Genomic DNA, 17481 nt, shown 5'->3' on the forward strand with positions numbered 1-17481 from the left:
TCCAGGCTGCTCGTTCCAAAACCGGATCGACTGCCTTCAATCGATCTAAACCTGTGCGAAAAAAATACCGCCGACGCGCTCAGCCGCGCGTCGAGAAAGAAGGCGGTGCATCGATCCGTCGGCTGCCCCACGCGCTGTCGACGGCATGCTGAAGCTCGAAGCGCAGCTGCCCACCGTGGGCAGCCAACGCTGCCGGCAACCATGGCTTGGCATAAACCTGCCCATCGACCGACATCGCATGAATAAAGCGGTTGTCCGATGAGGCGCCCGGCGCATCGATCGTCACGTCCCCATTCGCGCGATGAACGACCGCATGCGGAAACAGCGGGCTGCCAAGCAGCAACTCCGCTCGCCCGGGAATTTCCGGATAAAGCCCCAGCGCCGACCACACGCACCAAGACGACATTTCGCCCAGATCGTCATTGCCGGGAATGCCATCGGGCGCGTTCTTCCAATAACGCTCGAGCACGGTGCGCACCGTGTCCTGCGTTTTATACGGCTGCCCGGCAAAATCGTAGAGCCAGGGCGTTTCCACCGACGGTTCGTTGTTCAACTCCGCATGCAGCGGCCCTGCGTTGGTAACAGCCCAGTTGCCATGTTCGTCATGAAAGAAGCGATCCAGGCGCGCGCTGGCCTTGGCCGCACCGCCCATCGCCTGGAACAGGCCCTGCTCGTCAAACGGCACCATCCACACGTACACCGCCGCGCTGCCTTCGACAAAACCGTCGTCGGAAGCCGGTGAAAACGCCGGCCAGCTGCCATCGGCATTGCGATTCTGGATATAGCCTTCCTGCGGCGTGGCCTTGGGGTTGTAGAGATTGCGCCAATAGCCGGAACGCAGCAGGAGGCGTTTGGCATTCGCACCGTCGTGCACGTCCTGGGCCAGCTGCGAGAGCGCGAAATCCGCGGTGGCGTCTTCCAGCGTTTCCGCTGCACCACCCCATGCGTGCGATTGGGTGGCGATGTAATGCAGCTTCAGCCATTGATCCAGCGATGGCCGCTCGCCTACGCATTCCACGTTGCAGCCGTCATCGGAAAGATCATGCGCCGTGGGTACCGTCGCCGCACGCAGCAACGACGCATACGCACCCTGGAGGTCGAAATCGTGCCCGCCGAAGGCATAGATATCCGCCAGCGCCGGTACGGAGGGATCGCCGCTCATCACATGCGTGCCGCCGCTGTTGTGCGTCCAGCGATCCCACTCGCCGCCATTCTGTTGTGCCTGGTTGTACAGCGACTGCGCGATATCGCTGCCCACGTCGGGCAGCAGCCAGGTAACGAGTTGCAGCTGGGAACGATAGACGTCCCAGCCGGAAAAGTTTGCATACTGGTTTTTCTGCTTGCCGTCGACGCGATGAACCTGCCGATCGAAGCCGAAGTATTCGCCGTTGACGTCGCTGAAGATGTTCGGATGCAACAGCGAGTGATACAGCGCGGTGTAGAAAACCGTTTGCTGCTCCGCACTGCCACCCTCCACGGCGATGCGGCCGAGCATGTCGTTCCACGCGTCCTTGGCGTGCTGGGCCACCTGCGCCAACGTCGCGTCCGGCGCTATCTCCGCCTGCAGGTTGGCACGCGCGTTATCCAGGCTGACGTAGGAAATGCCGACGCGTACATGCACGGGGCCGGCGGCCGGATCGAACGCCACCCATGCGCCGGAACCCTTGCCCGGCGTTGGAAAGCCTTTCGCGTCGTAGCCGGTGCCGCCCTTGGCAACGCTCGTGCCGGCTTGCACCTGCGCATCCTGCCATGCGCCATTGGCGGTAAACGGCCGATCGAATTGCGCCACGAAATACAGCGTGTAATAGCTACGCTGATCCACCTTGGCCAGATAACCGCAGAAATTGCCGCTGGTGACCGAGCCGCTCACGGTGCGCGTCTTGGCATCGACCTCGACGGACGCATCGCTGCTGCCCACCTCCGAATCGGACGTGCGTATCAGCAGGTTGGCCGGCTGATGCTGTGGAAAATCAAAGCTTGCCATGCCGCTGCGCGTGGCCGCGGCCAGCGTCACGTCGACGCCATTGGCCAGCTTCACCTGGTACGTGCCCGGCGTGGCGTGCTCGTCCTCATGACGGAAGTCGGCGGCATAACGCTCGTCGCGCAGATCCATGCTGGGCGACGTTGTCACCGGCACGGTCACCGGCATCATCGGCACGTCGCCACTGGCGCCTGCGCAACCCGCACCCGACAGATGCGTGAGGCTGAAGCCGCGGATGCGTTTGGCGTCGTATTGGTAACCGCTGGGCGATGCGGTGCGCACGTGCTTGCCGCGCGTATTTTCCGGACTCCACTGCAGCATGCCGAACGGCATCACCGCACCCGGATAGGTATTGCCGCCGTTGCTGCTGCCGATCAGCGGATTGACCTTGCCCGCATCGCCGCTGGCTTGCGCCATGGCGCCGCCATGGGCGATGAACAACAAAGCGCCTGTGCAAAACATCGCAAAGCGCCGACCGGAAACTGCAACCCGCGCACTACCCTGCTGCCAAGTAAAAACCATGCCGGCTTCGCCCTTGTCGCTGGAATCGAGCATTTAGATCGATTCAAATTGGCAACCTAAAAAAGGCGTATACGCGTCCTTCACTTCCATCTGGACGCCTATACGCTTTTCAGTCCACTGTCCCGCGGGGCCAACACTAATACCTGATGACAGGTCTGCACATATGACCAAGGTCATGGTGCCGGCTGGCGGAAACGTTCCTTTGCGCCCTGCTCGGCTCGCCTGGATTCGATCTGTCGTCCGCATCGATTGACACTTCCGCATCAAATGCGAATAATTCGCATTCTCTACAACCAGCCTGGCCGGGCCGCTCACAAGCCGATTGGGAATGACACTCGATGGTCCTTTGCGCACTGCTGATGACGCTGTCCGGCGCCTTGCTCGTCTACCTCGCCCACCCGCAGCAACGTCTTCTTCGGCCCAGCGTATTTCCCGTCACCGCGCGCGTGGCGGGATGCATATGGTTGCTGGCCGGAACGCTGACCTGGTGCGAGGCATCCGGCGCCGGCGCAGGCGTAGCGAGCGCGCTTACGGCGATGATGTGTGCGTGGGTGCTGCTGCCGTACCTCGCCTGGTGGCGCGGCAGGCAGGTATCGGCCGCACGGGCGCGCCAATAATGCTCGGCCGATGCGTGGCCGGCGCCCTGCTCGGCTTTCCCCTCGCCGCCTTGCTGCTGCGCCTGGTCTTGCATGCACTGCCTGACGATGGCGCAGCCTGGATCGTGCCGGCGCTGATTCTGTTCTTTCCGTTGTGGCTGACGCTGATGACACTGGCAATTGCCACGCGCAGCACGCGGCGCGCATGCGCCATGTTCGGCTGCGCCAATGCGGTGGCCTTCCTTATGGTTCGAGCGCTCGGATGAAAGCCGCCACGCTGCGAACCTTCCAGGCCGTGCACACCTGGACCGGCCTGCTGGCCGGCTTCGCGCTGTTCGTGGCGTTTTATGCCGGTGCGCTTACGGTTTTCCACGATGCCATCGCCGCGTGGCAGAACCCGCCATGGCGAAGCGTTGCCGATGCAAACGTTCCGCTCACCGCCCTGATCGATCGCCTTGTCGCTCAGCACCCGCAAGCGAAAGACGACTTCGGCATCGTGCTACCTACCGATGCGTCGCACGCCGCGTATGCGTATTGGGATGGTGGCGATGGCGCGCGCTTCGCCACCTACAGCGGCATGGCCGCACCCAGCGACGAAGAGCCGGCGGGCCAGTTGGCCGATTTCATCTACGCGCTGCACGACTCGCTCGGCCTGCCGGTGCTGGGGCTTTACCTGATGGGCATCGTCAGCCTGCTGTATGGCCTGGCCTTGATATCGGGCGTGTTGATCCATCTGCCGCGGCTGGCGAGCGATCTGTTCGCCTTGCGCGCCGGACCGAATCTGAAGCGGCTGTGGCAGGACGCGCACAACGCCATCGGTGTGCTGAGCCTGCCGTTCCATATTATTTTCGCAGTTACCGGCGCGCTGCTTTGCCTGTTCACGCTCACGCTTGCCGCACTCAACACCATCGCCTTCGATGGCAAGCTGTACCAGGCGTATGCGCAGGTCATCAACACCGCGCCGGTGATCGCGCCCAGCAAGCTGCCGGCCGCCATGCTGCCGCCCGACGTGCTGGTCGAACGCGCACGGCAAGCGGCGCAGGCGGGCAAGGTCACCCGCTTCGAGCCGGATTACCTGCATTACCTGCACTATGGCGATCGCAACGCCGTGATCGAGGTGCGCGGACTGTCGCAGCACACGCTCGGCACGTACGGCACGGTGGCGCTTTCCGCGGCGGATGGCCGCGTGCTGAGCACGCATGTGGGCACGACGCACAGCATCAACGGCATCAGCAACTCGGCCATTTACGGCCTGCACTTCGGCAGCTTCGGCGGCGCCATCGTGCGCTGGCTGTATTTCATGCTGGGCCTGGGCGGCGCCTTTCTGTTCTATTCCGGCAATTTGTTATGGATCGAATCGCGGCGCAAACGGCGGCATGTGGATCAGCCGCGTCGGACGCGTGTCATGGCGCGCGCCACGATCGGCGTATGCATCGGCACCTGCCTGGGCATTTCCGGTGCGTTTGCCGCGACGTGGATATCGATACAGCTGGGTATCGATGCCGCCCTGCCGCAGCGCGTGGCGTGTTATGGCCTGTTCGCCGCAAGCTGCGGTTATGCGAGTGTTCGACCGATTCCGCGCAGCGCGGTGGAGCTGCTGCTTGCCACCGCCCTGTTGACCGCTGCCGTGGCACTGGCCGATTTGATCGCCAATGCGGGCATGCTCGCGCGTGATCTCGCGCCACAAAGCCAGTCGGTGCTAGGCGTCGATGTGACGGGCCTGGCCATGAGCCTGGTTTTTGCGGCGCTGGCGCGCGCGACGATGCGACGTGCGCGCCATGGCGATCCGCATAGCGTGTGGGCACTCGCGTAGTGAGGTGCAACCGAATGGCGCTTGCTCAGGCGTTACTGCTTCACAACTTGCTGCAAGCTGTCCCCTCCCCTACTTCACACCTGATTAGCGCCATGTCTCAGTTCGCCGAATCTGCTCCCTCCCCTGCGTGTAGTAGAGCCTGCCCCGGACTTGATCCGCGACACGTTCAAACCATGCAGCAAGCCCGGACAACCCCACCCCGGCCCCAATGCTCCGAACTTAAGGACAATGGCACTAACTTAAGCGTGTATCTCGACGCTTGCAGTGATGTGCCCCCTCCCCTGCGAAGTAGGGGAGGGTTGGGGTGGGGTGCGAGCGCAGCGAGCGGCAAGAGCCCGACGTTGTCGCATGGCTGCTTGTTATCAGATGCCATAGCGACATTCGGCTGCACGCTAAAGCCCAAGCAACCCCACCCCCGCCCTCCCCTACTGTCGCAGGGGAGGGAGCAAATCGCGGCAAGCCATGGAGCAATGACGCTTAAGTAATCTGCATGGCGACGTTGGGGTTCGCGTGCGCTCACCGCCTACGCGCTTCGATGCTGGCTTAAGTTCGGAGCATTGACCCCGGCCCTACCCTGCTTCGCAGGGGAGGCGGCGCCTCAGGCAAGCATCGAGGCGTGCGCTTAAGTAAGCCGCATTCGGTGCAAACCTCAACCCAAGTTTCCATCGGCAAGCCGACGCCAGCCGGACCATCCTGCAGGAGTTTCACATGTCCGATGCAAGGCGCCATGCCGCTCGCAAAATGCTTGCCGTCGTCACCGCCAGCCTGCTGTGCAGTCATGCGCAGGCGGATGAAAGCGATCCACCGCACGCCAAGACGCTGCAGGAAATCAGCGTATCGGCGGCGAGTCCGCTCGATTTCTATCGCACGAACGAAGCCGATACCGGCGCACTGGGCCAGCGCAGCCTGCTCGACACGCCTTTCAGCATTGCGCCGGTCACCGCCGACCTGATCCAGAACCGCCAGGCGATCGACATCAACGAGGCGTTTGCAGCCGATCCGGGCGTTACGCCGGTCGCCAGCGGCTATGCGGGCGAGTCGTCGGGTTTCGCGGTGCGCGGGCTCGCAGTGGATCTGCTCAATGGCTACAAGATGGATGGCTTGTCGATTCCCAACTGGGGCAGTGATCTGCCACTGGAAGCCTTCAGCCAGATCGAACTGCTGAAAGGACCCGGCGGTTTCATGTACGGCTTCGGGCAGCCGGGCGGTATCTTGAACTTCGTTTCCAAGCAGCCCACCGCCACGCCGTATGCCAGCTTCACGCTGGGCTACCTCTCCGATGGCGTGTTCAAGCAAGCGGCCGATATCGGCGGCACGGTGAATGGCTGGGGCTATCGCATCAATCTTGCGCATGAAGACGGCAACAGCTTCGTGCATGACGGGCACATCCGGCGCAACGCCGCATCGCTCGCGCTGACCCGCGACATCACCGCCAGCCTGCATTGGCATTTCAACAGCATCTACCAGGATCGCGAAGTGCGCGGCGCTTACTACGGCATCATCCTGGGCCAGGACTACGGCTATTCACTCGCCGAACCGGTGCGCGTGCCGGCGCCGCTGCCGGGCGATCAGCGCGTCAGCCAGCCCTACACCGGTTACCAAACTACGTATCGCGTGGCGAACACCGGCCTGACATGGGATATCTCGCCCGACTGGCGCTTCAAGCTCGACTACAGCTACGCCAGGCAGACGCGCGAAAACCGCGACAGCGCCATCATTCTTACCGACAACCAGGGCGATTACACCGATCTCAACTACTCCGGCTATTCGCGCTACAACTACCAGCAGTGGCAAGCCATGTTCAACGGGGCCGTCAGCACCGGCCCGATCAGGCATGCGCTGGTGTTCGGCGCATCCTGGCAGCAACTGGATGCGCATTACCCGCTGGATTGGAGCGGCAGCGTGGGCCAGGTGCTGGGCACCGGCAATATCTACGATCCGCCGCTGCTGCCCAATCCCGGCACGCCGCTGAGCAAGGCGACTTATCTGGCGGAAACCACCACGCAGCGTTCCCTGTTCGCCAGCGACACGCTGACGTTCTCGCCGCACTGGTCCGCCCTGCTCGGCCTGCGCTACATCGATTACGTCGATACCGCCTATGGCGCCGCAAGCACGGCAACCACCGCGCGCTACAAGCAGCAGCCGGTCACGCCCACGGCGGCCTTGCTATACAAGCCGGCCGCACCGGTGACGCTGTACGCCAGCTACGTGCAGTCGCTGGAGCAGCCCGGCAGCGCGCCGCAAAGCGCGGTCAATGCGTACCAGACGTTCGCGCCCACCACCAGCAGGCAATTCGAACTCGGCGCGAAAACCGACTTCGATACCTGGAGCACCAAGCTTGCGCTGTTCCAGGTGCAACGCGGCCTGCAGTATCTCAACAGCGACAACGTGTATGTGCAGGATGGCCAGACGCGCTATCGCGGCCTGGACTTTTCCAGCCAGGCCACGCTAGGTAAAAACTGGACGGTGCTGGGCGGCGTGATGTACCTGGATGCGGTCAACGTACGTGCGGCGCCGAGTGTCGATGGCAAGCGCGCATACGGTGCGCCGCGCCTGCAAGGCAATGTGTACGTGGAATACGCCGTGCCTGCCGTGCCCGGCCTGGTGCTGACCGCCGGCGGCCGCTACGTAGGCAAGGAGGCGATCGAGGCGGACAACAGCAACGTTATCGGCGCGTATCGCAGCTTTGACCTGGGTGCGCGTTACGCCACCACACTGGGCGGCCATGCCGTCACGTATCGCGTGGGCGTCGACAACCTGAGCAATGAGAAATACTGGCTGACCAGTTTCGGGTTCATCCTCAACCAGGGTACGCCGCGGACGGTACGGGCGAGTGTGACGGTGACGCTTTGAATGCGGTTGCTGCGCTCCCGCCTGCACGAAAGAGGCAGCCATGCGCCGCTCACTTCCCTTACTGCTCGCGCTGGCCACGGCAATCGACGGCATCCTGCTGCGTGACGGCATGCAGGTGCCCGCGCCCACGGCGACGGCGCTGACACCGATGCTCGACATGGGCGTGATCGAACGCGTGCTATATGCATCACGCGGTGGTATCGCCGGTGTGCTGCTTGATGACGGCACCATCCTGCGCATGCCGCGTCCGGCTGTCGATCAAGTCGGCAATTTGCTGCAGCCCGGCAGCACGATCAGTGCCCACGGTTTTTGGCGTGCAGTCCGCCTACGGCCGTGCGATCGGAAGTGACGGCGCTGGGACGTGATCCTGCTGGGGAGCTGGCGCTGGCGCCACCGCCGCCTCCCTTCACTTTCTCCCCACAAATCAGGAGTTGTTATGCATTGGCTAGACCCCGACTATTTGCCCGCCACCACCGGCAAGCTGCAGCGTTTCCTGCTCAATCCGCACGGCGACGTGGACGGCCTGTTGCTGGATGACGGCACCGAAATTCACACGCCGCCGCATCTGTCGCACGAACTGCTGCACAAGCTCGGCGCCGGTGAGGCGATGACCGTGCATGGCGTAAAACCCTTGCACGCCGACCTCATCGTGGCCGTGGCCGTCGACACCGCCAGCGGCGAGCGCATTGCCGACCGCGGACCGCCGCATCACGAACCGCCGCATCACAAGCATCCGCCGATGCATGCAACCGAGCATCACGGCACCGTGCGGCGATTGCTGCACGGCCCCAAGGGCAACGTGCATGGCGCGCTGTTGCACGACGGCGTGGTGGTGCGCTTTCCGCCGCATTGCGCCGATGCGGTCGAGCCGTTGCTTGGCGGCGATGCACCCTTGCAGGTGCGCGGGCACGCGTTGAAGACGCCGCACGGTACGGTGATCGAAGCCGAGGCGCTGGGCAACGGCGAAACGATGGTGGATGTCCATCACAAGCCCAAGCCCAAGCACAAACGAAAAGTACCCGCGGAATGACGCCGCACCCGTGCGCGCATGCGCACGGGTGGACCTTTCGCATCCTGGAGAGGCATCGTGAACACCGGCCATTCCCCGGTGCCCGGGCGGCGCGCGCTTGAGGCACTGCATTTCTTCGTTGCCGACGTGCAGGCCGGCATCGGCCCGTTTCTCGGCGTGTTCCTGCAGGCGCGCGGCTGGCATACCGGCGCCATCGGCGCGGTGATGACGCTGGGCGGCGTGGTCGGCATGCTGGTCACCGCGCCGGCGGGCGTGCTGGTGGATGGCACGCGCCACAAGCGCAGCCTGATCGCCATCAGCTGCTTGCTGATCGCCATCGCTTCCGCCTTGCTGCTGGTATCGCCGGCCATGCTGGCGGTAGCGTCTTCGCAGATCGTTACCGCCTTGGCCGGCGCCGCGCTCGGGCCGGCGCTAGCGGGCGTTACGCTGGGCATGGTGCGCAAGGCCGGTTTCGATCACCAGTTCGGGCGCAACCAGGCGTTCAACCATGCCGGCAATGTGATCGGCGCTGGCTTGTCCGGCGTACTGGCGTGGAAGTTCGGTTTCGTCGCGGTGTTCGTGCTGGCCGCGCTGTTCGCGATGCTGGCCGTGGTGAGCGTGTGGCGGATTCCGGCCGGCGCGATCGATCACCGCGCGGCACGCGGCTGCGAACACGCGACGCAGGATGATCGCATTTCCGGCTTTCGCGTGTTGCTCACCTGCAAGCCGCTGTTGATCCTTGGCGTGAGCCTGCTGCTGTTCCACCTGGCCAATGCGGCGATGCTGCCGCTGTACGGCCTGGCCGTGGTGGCAGCGCACCAGGGCAATCCGGCGCTGTTCACCGCTGCCACCATCGTGGTCGCCCAATTGGTGATGGTGGCGATGGCCATGCTCGCCATCGGCTGGATGCGCCGCCGTGGCCATTGGTTCGTGCTGCTGTTGACCTTCATCGCCTTGCCGATACGCGGCTTGATCGCCGCGCATTTCATCAAGAGCTGGGGCGTGTGGCCGGTGCAGATGCTCGACGGCGTCGGCGCGGGATTGCAGAGCGTGGCGGTACCGGCGATGGTGGCCGCGCTGCTGCACGGTAGCGGCCGCGTGAATGCCGGCCAGGGCGCGGTGATGACCATGCAAGGCATCGGCGCGGCCCTCAGCCCGTTGCTGGGCGGCGCGGTGGCCGATGCGTGGGGTTTTCGCGTGGCGTTTCTGCTGCTGGGTGCGATCGCTACCGTGGCGCTCGCCTTGTGGTGCGGCGGCGCGCGCGTGTTGCGGCGTGAGCATGGCGTTGCGGTCGACGCTTCCGTGCACGGCCTGGCGCCATGACGCGCGCCTACTTGCTTAGCCCGGCGATAAGGATGTCGATCAAGCGGTGCGCGCGCGGCACCAGGTCGGGCTGGTTGTCGATGTTGGCGAAACCGAACAGCGCGTAGAGAAGATCCATGGCCTGCGCATCCCTGCGGATGTCGCCATGCTTGATGGCGCGCTTCACCAACAGCTCGGCCGCGCCGCGTATATGCGCGGAGGAGTACGCCCGCAGTTCCGAGGTATCGCCGGTCAACGCATTGAGCGCCGGCAGGACCAGCTTCTTGGTCGCCACGTAATCGACGAACAAGCGCATCCACGCGCGCAAGGCGTCGACCGGTTGTTTCTTTTCAAGCAAGGCTGCCGCGGCCGCGCCGAGCTGTTCGGCTTCCTGGCGGTAGATCGCCTCCAGGATCGTGTCGCGGGTGGGAAAGTGCCGATACAGCGTGCCGATGCCGACTTCGGCGCGGCGGGCGATCTCGTCCAGGCTTACGTCGGCGCCCTGCTCGGCGAACGCAGCCTTGGCTACTTCCATCAGCCGGAGGCGGTTGCGCTCGGCATCGGCACGCGGCTTACGCGTTGGTTTTACAGCTTTTTCCGGTTTGGTCACGGGCAGCCCTTGAAAAACGGAGGATGCCTCCGCATAAAATATCCGGAGGTCGTCTCCGGTTTGACAAAGCATAACCGGCCCGGACGCCCACCGGTATCGCGGCAGCCAATCCCGGCCCGCAGGCAGCAACTTATGAGGCAACGATGAGCAAGTCATTTGGAGCAAGTTCGACCACCGACGAGGTTCTCGAAGGCGTCGATCTAAGCGGCAAGCGTGTGTTGATTACCGGCGTATCGGCCGGGTTGGGCGTGGAAACGGCGCGGTCGCTGGCGGCGCACGGCGCGTATATCGTCGGCGCGGTGCGCGATGTTGCCAAGGCAAAAGCTGCGACACAGGGCGTGCTTGCCGATGCGAAAGCAACCGGCGGCCTCACGTTGGTCGAACTCGATCTGGCCTCGCTGGCAAGCGTGCGCAAGTGCGCCGACCAGCTGTTGGCGAAGGGCGATACCTTCGATTTGGTGCTTGCCAATGCCGGCATCATGGCCTGCCCGTTCGGCAAAACCGTGGATGGTTTCGAAATGCAGTTCGGCACGAATCATCTGGGCCACTTCGTCTTCATCAATCGCATGGCATCGTTGATGAAGCATGGCAGCCGCCTGGTGAATCTCTCTTCGGCCGGCCATCGTTATTCGGATGTGGATCTGGACGATCCCAACTTCGAGCGCACACCGTATACCGAATTCGGTGCATATGGCCGCTCGAAAACCGCGAACGTGCTGTTCGCCGTCGAATTCGATCGCCGCCACCAGCAACACGGCGTTCGCGCAACGGCAGTGCATCCCGGCGGCATCCGGACCGAATTGACGCGGCATATGGATGAGGCTCTCCTGCAACAGCGCGTCGACGAGGTCAACAAACAGAACCAGGCGGCCGGCAAGCCGCCGTTTCAATGGAAGACGGTCGAGCAAGGCGCAGCCACCACGGTATGGGCCGCCGCCGTCGCGAGTGCGGACGAAGTGGGTGGACGCTATTGCGAAGACTGCCACGTGGCCGAACTGCTGACCCATGCAGAAGAAAACCTGGCAAGCGGAGGCGTACGGGCTTATGCGCTGGATGCGAAGCGTGCGGAGGCGCTGTGGGCGAAGAGCGAGGAGATGGTTGGGGAGCGGTTTTAGAAGCTATGTTCGGCTCCTGCTGCTCGCTACGCTCGCACCCCACCCTAGCCCAAATGCTCCGAACTTAAGCCAGAATCGAAGCGTGTACCTCTCGCTCGCCAGGATACGTCCCCTCCCCTGCGAAGTAGGGGAGGGCTAGGGTGGGGTGCGAGCGCAGCGAGCGGCAGGAGCCCCATTGCTTCAATACATCTCATCAGGACATTCAGCTGCATGCTAACGCCCAAGCAACCCCACCCCAGCCCTCCCCTGCTTGCAGGGGAGGGAGCAGATCTCCGCGAACAACAAGCTCCTTGGCTTAAGTTGGTGCCATGCACAGACGGCCAGCCTGCCCGGCGCCGCGCAACGCGCCTTGCTGGCCTTCTGGACGTATCGCCGGCGGCCCCTTGTTCCGATGGACCCACTTGACGTTCTCCTTGCACTTACGCGATTTTCTCGAAAGTCGATCAAATCATGCGACTGCCTCATGCGACGCGAGATTGCCATTGTCGTTTTTCCGGGATTTCAACTGCTGGATGCTGCCGGCCCGGTGGCCGTATTCGAGATGGCGGAACGTTTCCGGCCGGACAGCTACGCGATCAACGTGCTGGCGCCCGAAGGCGGCATCGTGCGTAGTTCGTCAGGCGTGTGTTTAGCGGCCACGCCGATTGAACAACGGCATTTCGACACGGTGATCGTCTCCGGCGGCAACCTGGCGCAAGTCGAGGAGGGCCAGGTCGACATCGTCACTTGGCTCGGCAGCGCCGCATGGCGCAGAGCGGCGGGCGTGTGCTCTGGCGCGTTCTTTCTCGCGCAAGCCGGGCTGCTCGATGGACGGCGCGCCACTACACATTGGGCCGCGGCCGATCGCTTCAAGCTGCTTTATCCGAAGGTGCGGCTCGATGCCGACCGAATGTTTGTCAGGGATGGCAAGGTGTGGACCTCGGCGGGTATTTCCGCGGGCATCGACCTTGCGCTGGCGCTCGTCGAAGACGACCTCGGTCCCGGCATCGCACGTCGCACGGCGCAGCAACTTGTCGTGCACCAACGACGGCACGGTGGGCAGTCGCAGTACTCCGTCCTGGTGGAACAGGGAGGCAAGACCGGGCGATTCGGCGAACTGATCAACTGGATGCGCGCGCGCATAGCCGAACCGATGACGGTCGAGCGATTGGCGGAGCGCGCGGCGATGAGTCCTCGGAATTTTGCGCGCACGTTCGCCGCGGAAATCGGTGCGACGCCGGCGAAGGTGGTGGAAGGCTTGCGGTTGGAGGCTGCCCGCATCGCGGTCGAGACTAGCCATCTCAACCTGGACCACATTGCTGCATCGACGGGCTTCGGCGATTCGAATCGCATGCGTCGCGCCTTCGTTCGCGCCTTCGGCATGTCGCCGCAGTCGCTGCGTCGAAGCGCGAGCGTTTGACTGCAACGAGTCACCACCAAGGCGCGCAAAACATCGTGGGCGCGCGGAGCCCCTTGCGTTGGCTGCTTTTGCCCGGAAATTGTCCTTGCGGGTATCGGCCAGACCGCCGATAAAAGGGCGCTTGGAGCACGCCGGCGACATGGCGTGACGTCCGCGGCATGACCAAGCGAACCATCACGCACTTTTCTGTAAGGATTCGCATGCGCTCGATCTTATTCATTTCGGCATGGCTTCTATGCGCGGGCGCCGCGCAGGCTTCGGCGGCGACTGCAGCGCCAGCCACTACGCGACTCGACCACATCTTGCTGTGGGGGCGCAGCATCGATCAGGTCACATCGGTCATGGCGGTGAAACTGGGTTTTCAAGTTCGGCCGGGGCGAGATCCCGGTGGCGTGGCTAACCGTTATATCCGGTTCTCGGATAGCAGCTTCATCGAACTGCTTGGCGTCACCCGGCCCAACCCGACGTTCGATCCGGGGATGAAGGAGGATCAGCAGGCGCTGAAGGGTGGACCGGGTTCGCGCAGCTTTGGCTTCCGCTCCTCCTCGCTCGATGCGATCCATCGCTCGCTCCAAGCGTTGCATTACGCTGTTACGCCTTTCTTCTCCGGCCCCGATAGCGCGAAACCGGGCTGGCGTTTGTTTGCGTTCAATCGCGCGCCGTTGTCTAGCAATACCTTTTTCATCGACTACGCTGCCGATTACGCGCCCGATCAGTTCGACCCCACAAACACCAGTGATTATCGTTTGACACGCGAACATCCCAACGGTGCGCGCGAGCTCTCGTCGATATGGTTGGTGTCGGGCGATGCCGATGCCGATCGCCAACAGCTGGAGAAGATGGGCTTTGGCCATGCGGTACCGGTGAAATTGCCCGAGGTTGGTGCGAAGGGATTTTGCGTGCCGGTCGGTCCGACGGCGCTATGGGTGCTTCAGCCCGACGGCGCGGGTCTCGCTGAGCAGGTCATGTCGATCAGCGGCCCACGCATCCTGGGCGTGAGCTTCAGCGTTGCCGACCTCGGACGTGCGCAACGCTGGGTCGAACGCGGCTACGAGCGCAAGTTGACGACTTACCGCGGCTTGTCGGGCGAATCCTTTCTCGCTCCTACACAGGACGATCTTGGCTTGTCTATCGAATTCCACGCGATGCAGCCGAGCAGCTCGCCTTGTTCAATCGCAAACCTTTAGGGTTGCTCTGGTTAATTCAGCGTAGGCCTCGGCGGTTCCGTGTGTTCGCAGAGCACCGGGCACCTCCAGCTTAGGTTAGGTTACGCTTCATCCACCCGACCGACGCCGCAACATTGACCGAGGCCATCCTCATGACCGGCAAAACCAAGATCCCGGGCGTAAGCACCTATGACGGCGCCGCCGGTGGCTGGGGCGCTTTGCGCGCGGTCGCCAAGGCCATCAACGGGCAGATGGCGATCGGCCGCGAAACATCGGCCCTGCGTCGCGTCAACCAGCCGGCAGGTTTCGATTGCCCGGGTTGTGCATGGCCCGACCCCAAGCACACCAGCTCCTTCGAGTTCTGCGAAAACGGCGCCAAGGCCGTTTCGTGGGAAGCCACGGCAAAGCGCGTGAAACCGGAATTCTTTGCCGCCAATACCGTGACCTCGCTATGGGACCTCAGCGACTACGCGCTGGAAAGCCTGGGCCGCATCACGCATCCCATGGCATACGACGCCAACACCGATACCTATGTCGCCGTTGAATGGAGCGAAGCGATGGAGCGCATCGGCCAGGCGCTGCGCGCCCTGCCCGATCCGCGCATGGCGGAGTTCTACACCTCCGGCCGCGCGTCCAACGAAGCCGCGTTTCTGTACCAGATCTTCGTGCGCGAATACGGTTCGAACAATTTCCCGGATTGCTCGAACATGTGCCACGAAGCCACCAGCGTCGGCCTGCCGCAATCCATCGGCGTGGGCAAGGGCACGGTTACGCTGGACGACTTCGAGCATTGCGATGCGCTGTTCTGCATTGGCCACAACCCCGGCACCAATCATCCGCGCATGCTCGCCACCTTGCGCGAGGTGTCCAAGCGCGGCGTGCCGATCATTGCGATCAACCCCTTGCCGGAACGCGGGCTGGAACGCTTCACCTCACCGCAGGACCCGCTGGAAATGGTGACCGGCCAGGCTACGCCGATTGCCTCCACCTATTACCAGATCAAGTCGGGCGGCGATCTGGCCATGCTGAAAGGCGTGATGAAGTGGCTGTTCGAGACCGATGCCAATGCCACCGGCAACGCTGAAGCCGGGGTGCTCGATCATGCATTCATCCGCGAGCATACCGTTGGCATCGATGCATTGCGTGCCGATATCGATGCGACTTCGTGGGATGCGATTGTTGCCAGGTCCGGGCTGTCGCGCGAGGAGATCGAGGCCATCGCCAAGGTCTACAGCCACGCGAAGAAGGTCATCGTGTGTTATGGCATGGGCATCACCCAGCACGCGCATGGCACCGAGAACGTGCAGCAGATTGCCAACCTGCTGCTGTTGCATGGAAACATCGGGCGCGAAGGTGCCGGCATCTGCCCGCTGCGCGGCCATTCCAATGTGCAGGGCAACCGCACGGTCGGCATTACCGAAAAACCTAATGATGCGCTGATCGCCCGCATCGAACGCGCCTTTGGCTTCACCGCGCCCAACGAACATGGCCACGATGCCGTGCGCGCCATTCAAGCCATTCGCGAGGACAAGTCCAAAGTACTGATCAGTCTGGGCGGCAATCTCGCCGTGGCCATGTCCGATCCGGCAGCCACCTTCGCGGCAATGCGCCATCTCGACCTGGCCGTGCACATCACCACCAAGCTCAACCGCTCGCACCTGATCATCGGCAAGCAGTCGATCATTCTGCCGTGCCTGGGACGCACCGAGCTCGACATACAGGCCGAAGGCCCGCAATCCATCACCGTGGAGGACTCCATGTCGATGGTGCATGCCTCGGCGGGCGAACTGGAACCGGCTTCCGAACACCTGCGCTCGGAACCGTGGATCGTCGCGCATATCGCCAAGGCGACCCTGCCCCATACGCGCGTCGACTGGGATGCGTTGGTGGCCAACTACGATCGCATCCGCGAGAAGATCCAGATCGTGTATCCCGACTTCGCCGACTTCAACCAGCGCGTCCGCCAACCCGGCGGCTTCCGGCTCTACATCGCCGCCTCCGAAAGAAAATGGGCCACGCCCAGCGGCAAGGCGAACTTTCTGGTGGCGCGCGGCCTCGATGAAGATCCCGCGCTTCCCGCGAAGCATCTGAAACTCACCACGATCCGCTCGCACGACCAGTACAACACCACCATCTACAGTTTGAACGATCGTTACCGCGGCATCACCGGCCGGCGCGACGTGGTGTTCGCCCATGCGGATGACCTGAAAGCCAGCGGACTCAAGCACGGCGACCGCATCGACGTGGAAGTGGTCGGACCACATGCGGCAGACAGCAATGGCAACACTCGCGCCGTGCGCGGCTTCGTCGCCGTGGCCTACCCGATTGCAGCCGGCACGGTGGCGATCTACTACCCGGAAGGCAATTGCCTGGTCGGACTCGACAGCTTCGATCCCGAATCGGGGACACCGACGTATAAATCGGTGCCTGTTTCGTTGCGTCGATCGCGTGCGAAGGCACCGCCTGCGGACGCATGAGTGGATGGAACCACCGCGGCCGTTGGCTGCGACCTAGGCCAGCATCGCCACCAGCGTCGACACACAGATCGCAACACAGGCGGCGAACAAGCTGTTGAGCATCAGGGTTTCGAATTTCATGGCAGTTCTCCGTTCGATGGATGATTGAGGCTTTCGAGCCAGGTGTTGCAAGGCTGATGCCAACTGCATCGATATCGGGAAAACCGCATGGTGGTGCGCTTTTTTGGTGAACACGACGCAAGCGCGAATTGTCCGCGGACATTTGTCCGCAGCGTCCGGACGCTGTGCGGACAAGGTGGTTTCTGCGGATGGAGATGCGTTGCGGGATGTTTGATGGCTAAAGCCAATGGCATTGACTTGGGCCAGGAAGCTAGCCGTTGATCGCGATCGAACTCCCTCCCCTGCGACAGTAGGGGAGGGTCGGGGTGGGGTTGCTTGGGCTTTAGCGTGCCGCTGAATATCCTGCGGAAATGCATGGAAACCATGTTTGGCTCCTGCCGCTCGCTGCGCTCGCACCCCACCCTAGCCCCAATGCTCCGAACTTAAGGATGTTTCAGCCGCCAGAAATCCAAGCCCGTCATTCCGGCGAACGCCGGAATGACGAATTAGAGTTCCCGGCGATAGATGGCCCTTAAGTT

14 protein-coding genes are annotated in these 17481 nt (G+C 63.1%); 11 read left to right on the top strand and 3 right to left on the bottom strand.

Features of this window, described 5'->3' with window-relative positions; all coding sequences use genetic code 11:
• Window positions 1-79 precede the first annotated feature (79 nt).
• Entirely contained in the window at window positions 80-2536 is a 2457-nt protein-coding gene (locus tag VMA74_RS00015) for a GH92 family glycosyl hydrolase (RefSeq protein ID WP_325363541.1), read from the bottom strand.
• Window positions 2537-2841: 305 nt separating this feature from the next.
• On the opposite strand from VMA74_RS00015, the gene VMA74_RS00020 reads away from it, so the two are divergent.
• The 7 genes from VMA74_RS00020 (at window position 2842) to VMA74_RS00050 (ending at window position 10097) form a co-directional block, all read left to right on the top strand.
• Entirely contained in the window at window positions 2842-3120 is a 279-nt protein-coding gene (locus tag VMA74_RS00020) for a hypothetical protein (protein WP_325363543.1), read from the top strand.
• On the top strand, window positions 3120-3365 hold the full coding sequence (locus VMA74_RS00025; RefSeq protein WP_325363545.1) for a hypothetical protein: 246 nt from the start codon (window positions 3120-3122) through the stop codon (window positions 3363-3365). Before VMA74_RS00020 ends, VMA74_RS00025 begins: the two co-directional genes overlap by 1 nt.
• Complete coding sequence (locus VMA74_RS00030) at window positions 3362-4912, top strand: PepSY-associated TM helix domain-containing protein (RefSeq protein WP_325363547.1); 1551 nt, start codon at window positions 3362-3364, stop codon at window positions 4910-4912. Before VMA74_RS00025 ends, VMA74_RS00030 begins: the two co-directional genes overlap by 4 nt.
• A 708-nt stretch (window positions 4913-5620) precedes the next feature.
• The gene (locus tag VMA74_RS00035) at window positions 5621-7765 is read left to right on the top strand and encodes a TonB-dependent siderophore receptor (RefSeq protein WP_325363549.1); all 2145 of its coding nucleotides are present in this window, start codon (window positions 5621-5623) and stop codon (window positions 7763-7765) included.
• A gap of 40 nt (window positions 7766-7805) precedes the next feature.
• Window positions 7806-8114, top strand: coding sequence for a hypothetical protein (locus VMA74_RS00040; protein ID WP_325363551.1), 309 nt, complete (start codon window positions 7806-7808; stop codon window positions 8112-8114).
• Window positions 8115-8201: 87 nt separating this feature from the next.
• Complete coding sequence (locus VMA74_RS00045) at window positions 8202-8795, top strand: hypothetical protein (protein ID WP_325363553.1); 594 nt, start codon at window positions 8202-8204, stop codon at window positions 8793-8795.
• 54 nt (window positions 8796-8849) lie between these two features.
• A complete protein-coding gene (locus tag VMA74_RS00050; RefSeq protein ID WP_414649529.1) occupies window positions 8850-10097 on the top strand; it encodes an MFS transporter in 1248 nt (415 codons plus the stop codon).
• Between the two features lie 7 nt (window positions 10098-10104).
• Here the strand turns inward: VMA74_RS00050 and VMA74_RS00055 are convergent, their stop codons facing one another.
• On the bottom strand, window positions 10105-10686 hold the full coding sequence (locus VMA74_RS00055; RefSeq protein WP_325363557.1) for a helix-turn-helix domain-containing protein: 582 nt from the start codon (window positions 10684-10686) through the stop codon (window positions 10105-10107).
• A gap of 143 nt (window positions 10687-10829) precedes the next feature.
• Here VMA74_RS00055 and VMA74_RS00060 point away from each other — a divergent pair, with 143 nt between their 5' ends.
• From VMA74_RS00060 to VMA74_RS00075, 4 genes are all read left to right on the top strand, one after another.
• Entirely contained in the window at window positions 10830-11801 is a 972-nt protein-coding gene (locus VMA74_RS00060) for an SDR family NAD(P)-dependent oxidoreductase (RefSeq protein WP_325363559.1), read from the top strand.
• A 349-nt stretch (window positions 11802-12150) separates the two neighbouring features.
• A complete protein-coding gene (locus VMA74_RS00065) occupies window positions 12151-13200 on the top strand; it encodes a GlxA family transcriptional regulator (protein WP_325363561.1) in 1050 nt (349 codons plus the stop codon).
• Between the two features lie 200 nt (window positions 13201-13400).
• Window positions 13401-14387, top strand: a complete 987-nt coding sequence (locus tag VMA74_RS00070) for a VOC family protein (RefSeq protein WP_325363563.1) — start codon at window positions 13401-13403, stop codon at window positions 14385-14387.
• Window positions 14388-14518: 131 nt separating this feature from the next.
• A complete protein-coding gene (locus VMA74_RS00075) occupies window positions 14519-16843 on the top strand; it encodes an FdhF/YdeP family oxidoreductase (protein WP_325363565.1) in 2325 nt (774 codons plus the stop codon).
• Between the two features lie 33 nt (window positions 16844-16876).
• Here the strand turns inward: VMA74_RS00075 and VMA74_RS00080 are convergent, their stop codons facing one another.
• The gene (locus VMA74_RS00080) at window positions 16877-17077 is read right to left on the bottom strand and encodes a hypothetical protein (protein ID WP_325363567.1); all 201 of its coding nucleotides are present in this window, start codon (window positions 17075-17077) and stop codon (window positions 16877-16879) included.
• Window positions 17078-17481: the final 404 nt, after the last annotated feature.

Source organism: Dyella sp., from assembly GCF_035508675.1.
GTDB lineage: Bacteria > Pseudomonadota > Gammaproteobacteria > Xanthomonadales > Rhodanobacteraceae > Dyella_B.

What these genes read in the sequence shown, in the direction of transcription:
- VMA74_RS00060 (WP_325363559.1), top strand. Translation starts at nt 10,830, where the DNA reads ATGAGCAAGTCATTTGGAGCAAGTTCGACCACCGACGAGGTTCTCGAA.
- VMA74_RS00070 (WP_325363563.1), top strand. Translation starts at nt 13,401, where the DNA reads ATGCGCTCGATCTTATTCATTTCGGCATGGCTTCTATGCGCGGGCGCC.
- VMA74_RS00015 (WP_325363541.1), bottom strand. Translation starts at nt 2,536, where the DNA reads ATGCTCGATTCCAGCGACAAGGGCGAAGCCGGCATGGTTTTTACTTGG.
- VMA74_RS00040 (WP_325363551.1), top strand. Translation starts at nt 7,806, where the DNA reads ATGCGCCGCTCACTTCCCTTACTGCTCGCGCTGGCCACGGCAATCGAC.
- VMA74_RS00075 (WP_325363565.1), top strand. Translation starts at nt 14,519, where the DNA reads ATGACCGGCAAAACCAAGATCCCGGGCGTAAGCACCTATGACGGCGCC.
- VMA74_RS00020 (WP_325363543.1), top strand. Translation starts at nt 2,842, where the DNA reads ATGGTCCTTTGCGCACTGCTGATGACGCTGTCCGGCGCCTTGCTCGTC.
- VMA74_RS00025 (WP_325363545.1), top strand. Translation starts at nt 3,120, where the DNA reads ATGCTCGGCCGATGCGTGGCCGGCGCCCTGCTCGGCTTTCCCCTCGCC.
- VMA74_RS00030 (WP_325363547.1), top strand. Translation starts at nt 3,362, where the DNA reads ATGAAAGCCGCCACGCTGCGAACCTTCCAGGCCGTGCACACCTGGACC.
- VMA74_RS00045 (WP_325363553.1), top strand. Translation starts at nt 8,202, where the DNA reads ATGCATTGGCTAGACCCCGACTATTTGCCCGCCACCACCGGCAAGCTG.
- VMA74_RS00035 (WP_325363549.1), top strand. Translation starts at nt 5,621, where the DNA reads ATGTCCGATGCAAGGCGCCATGCCGCTCGCAAAATGCTTGCCGTCGTC.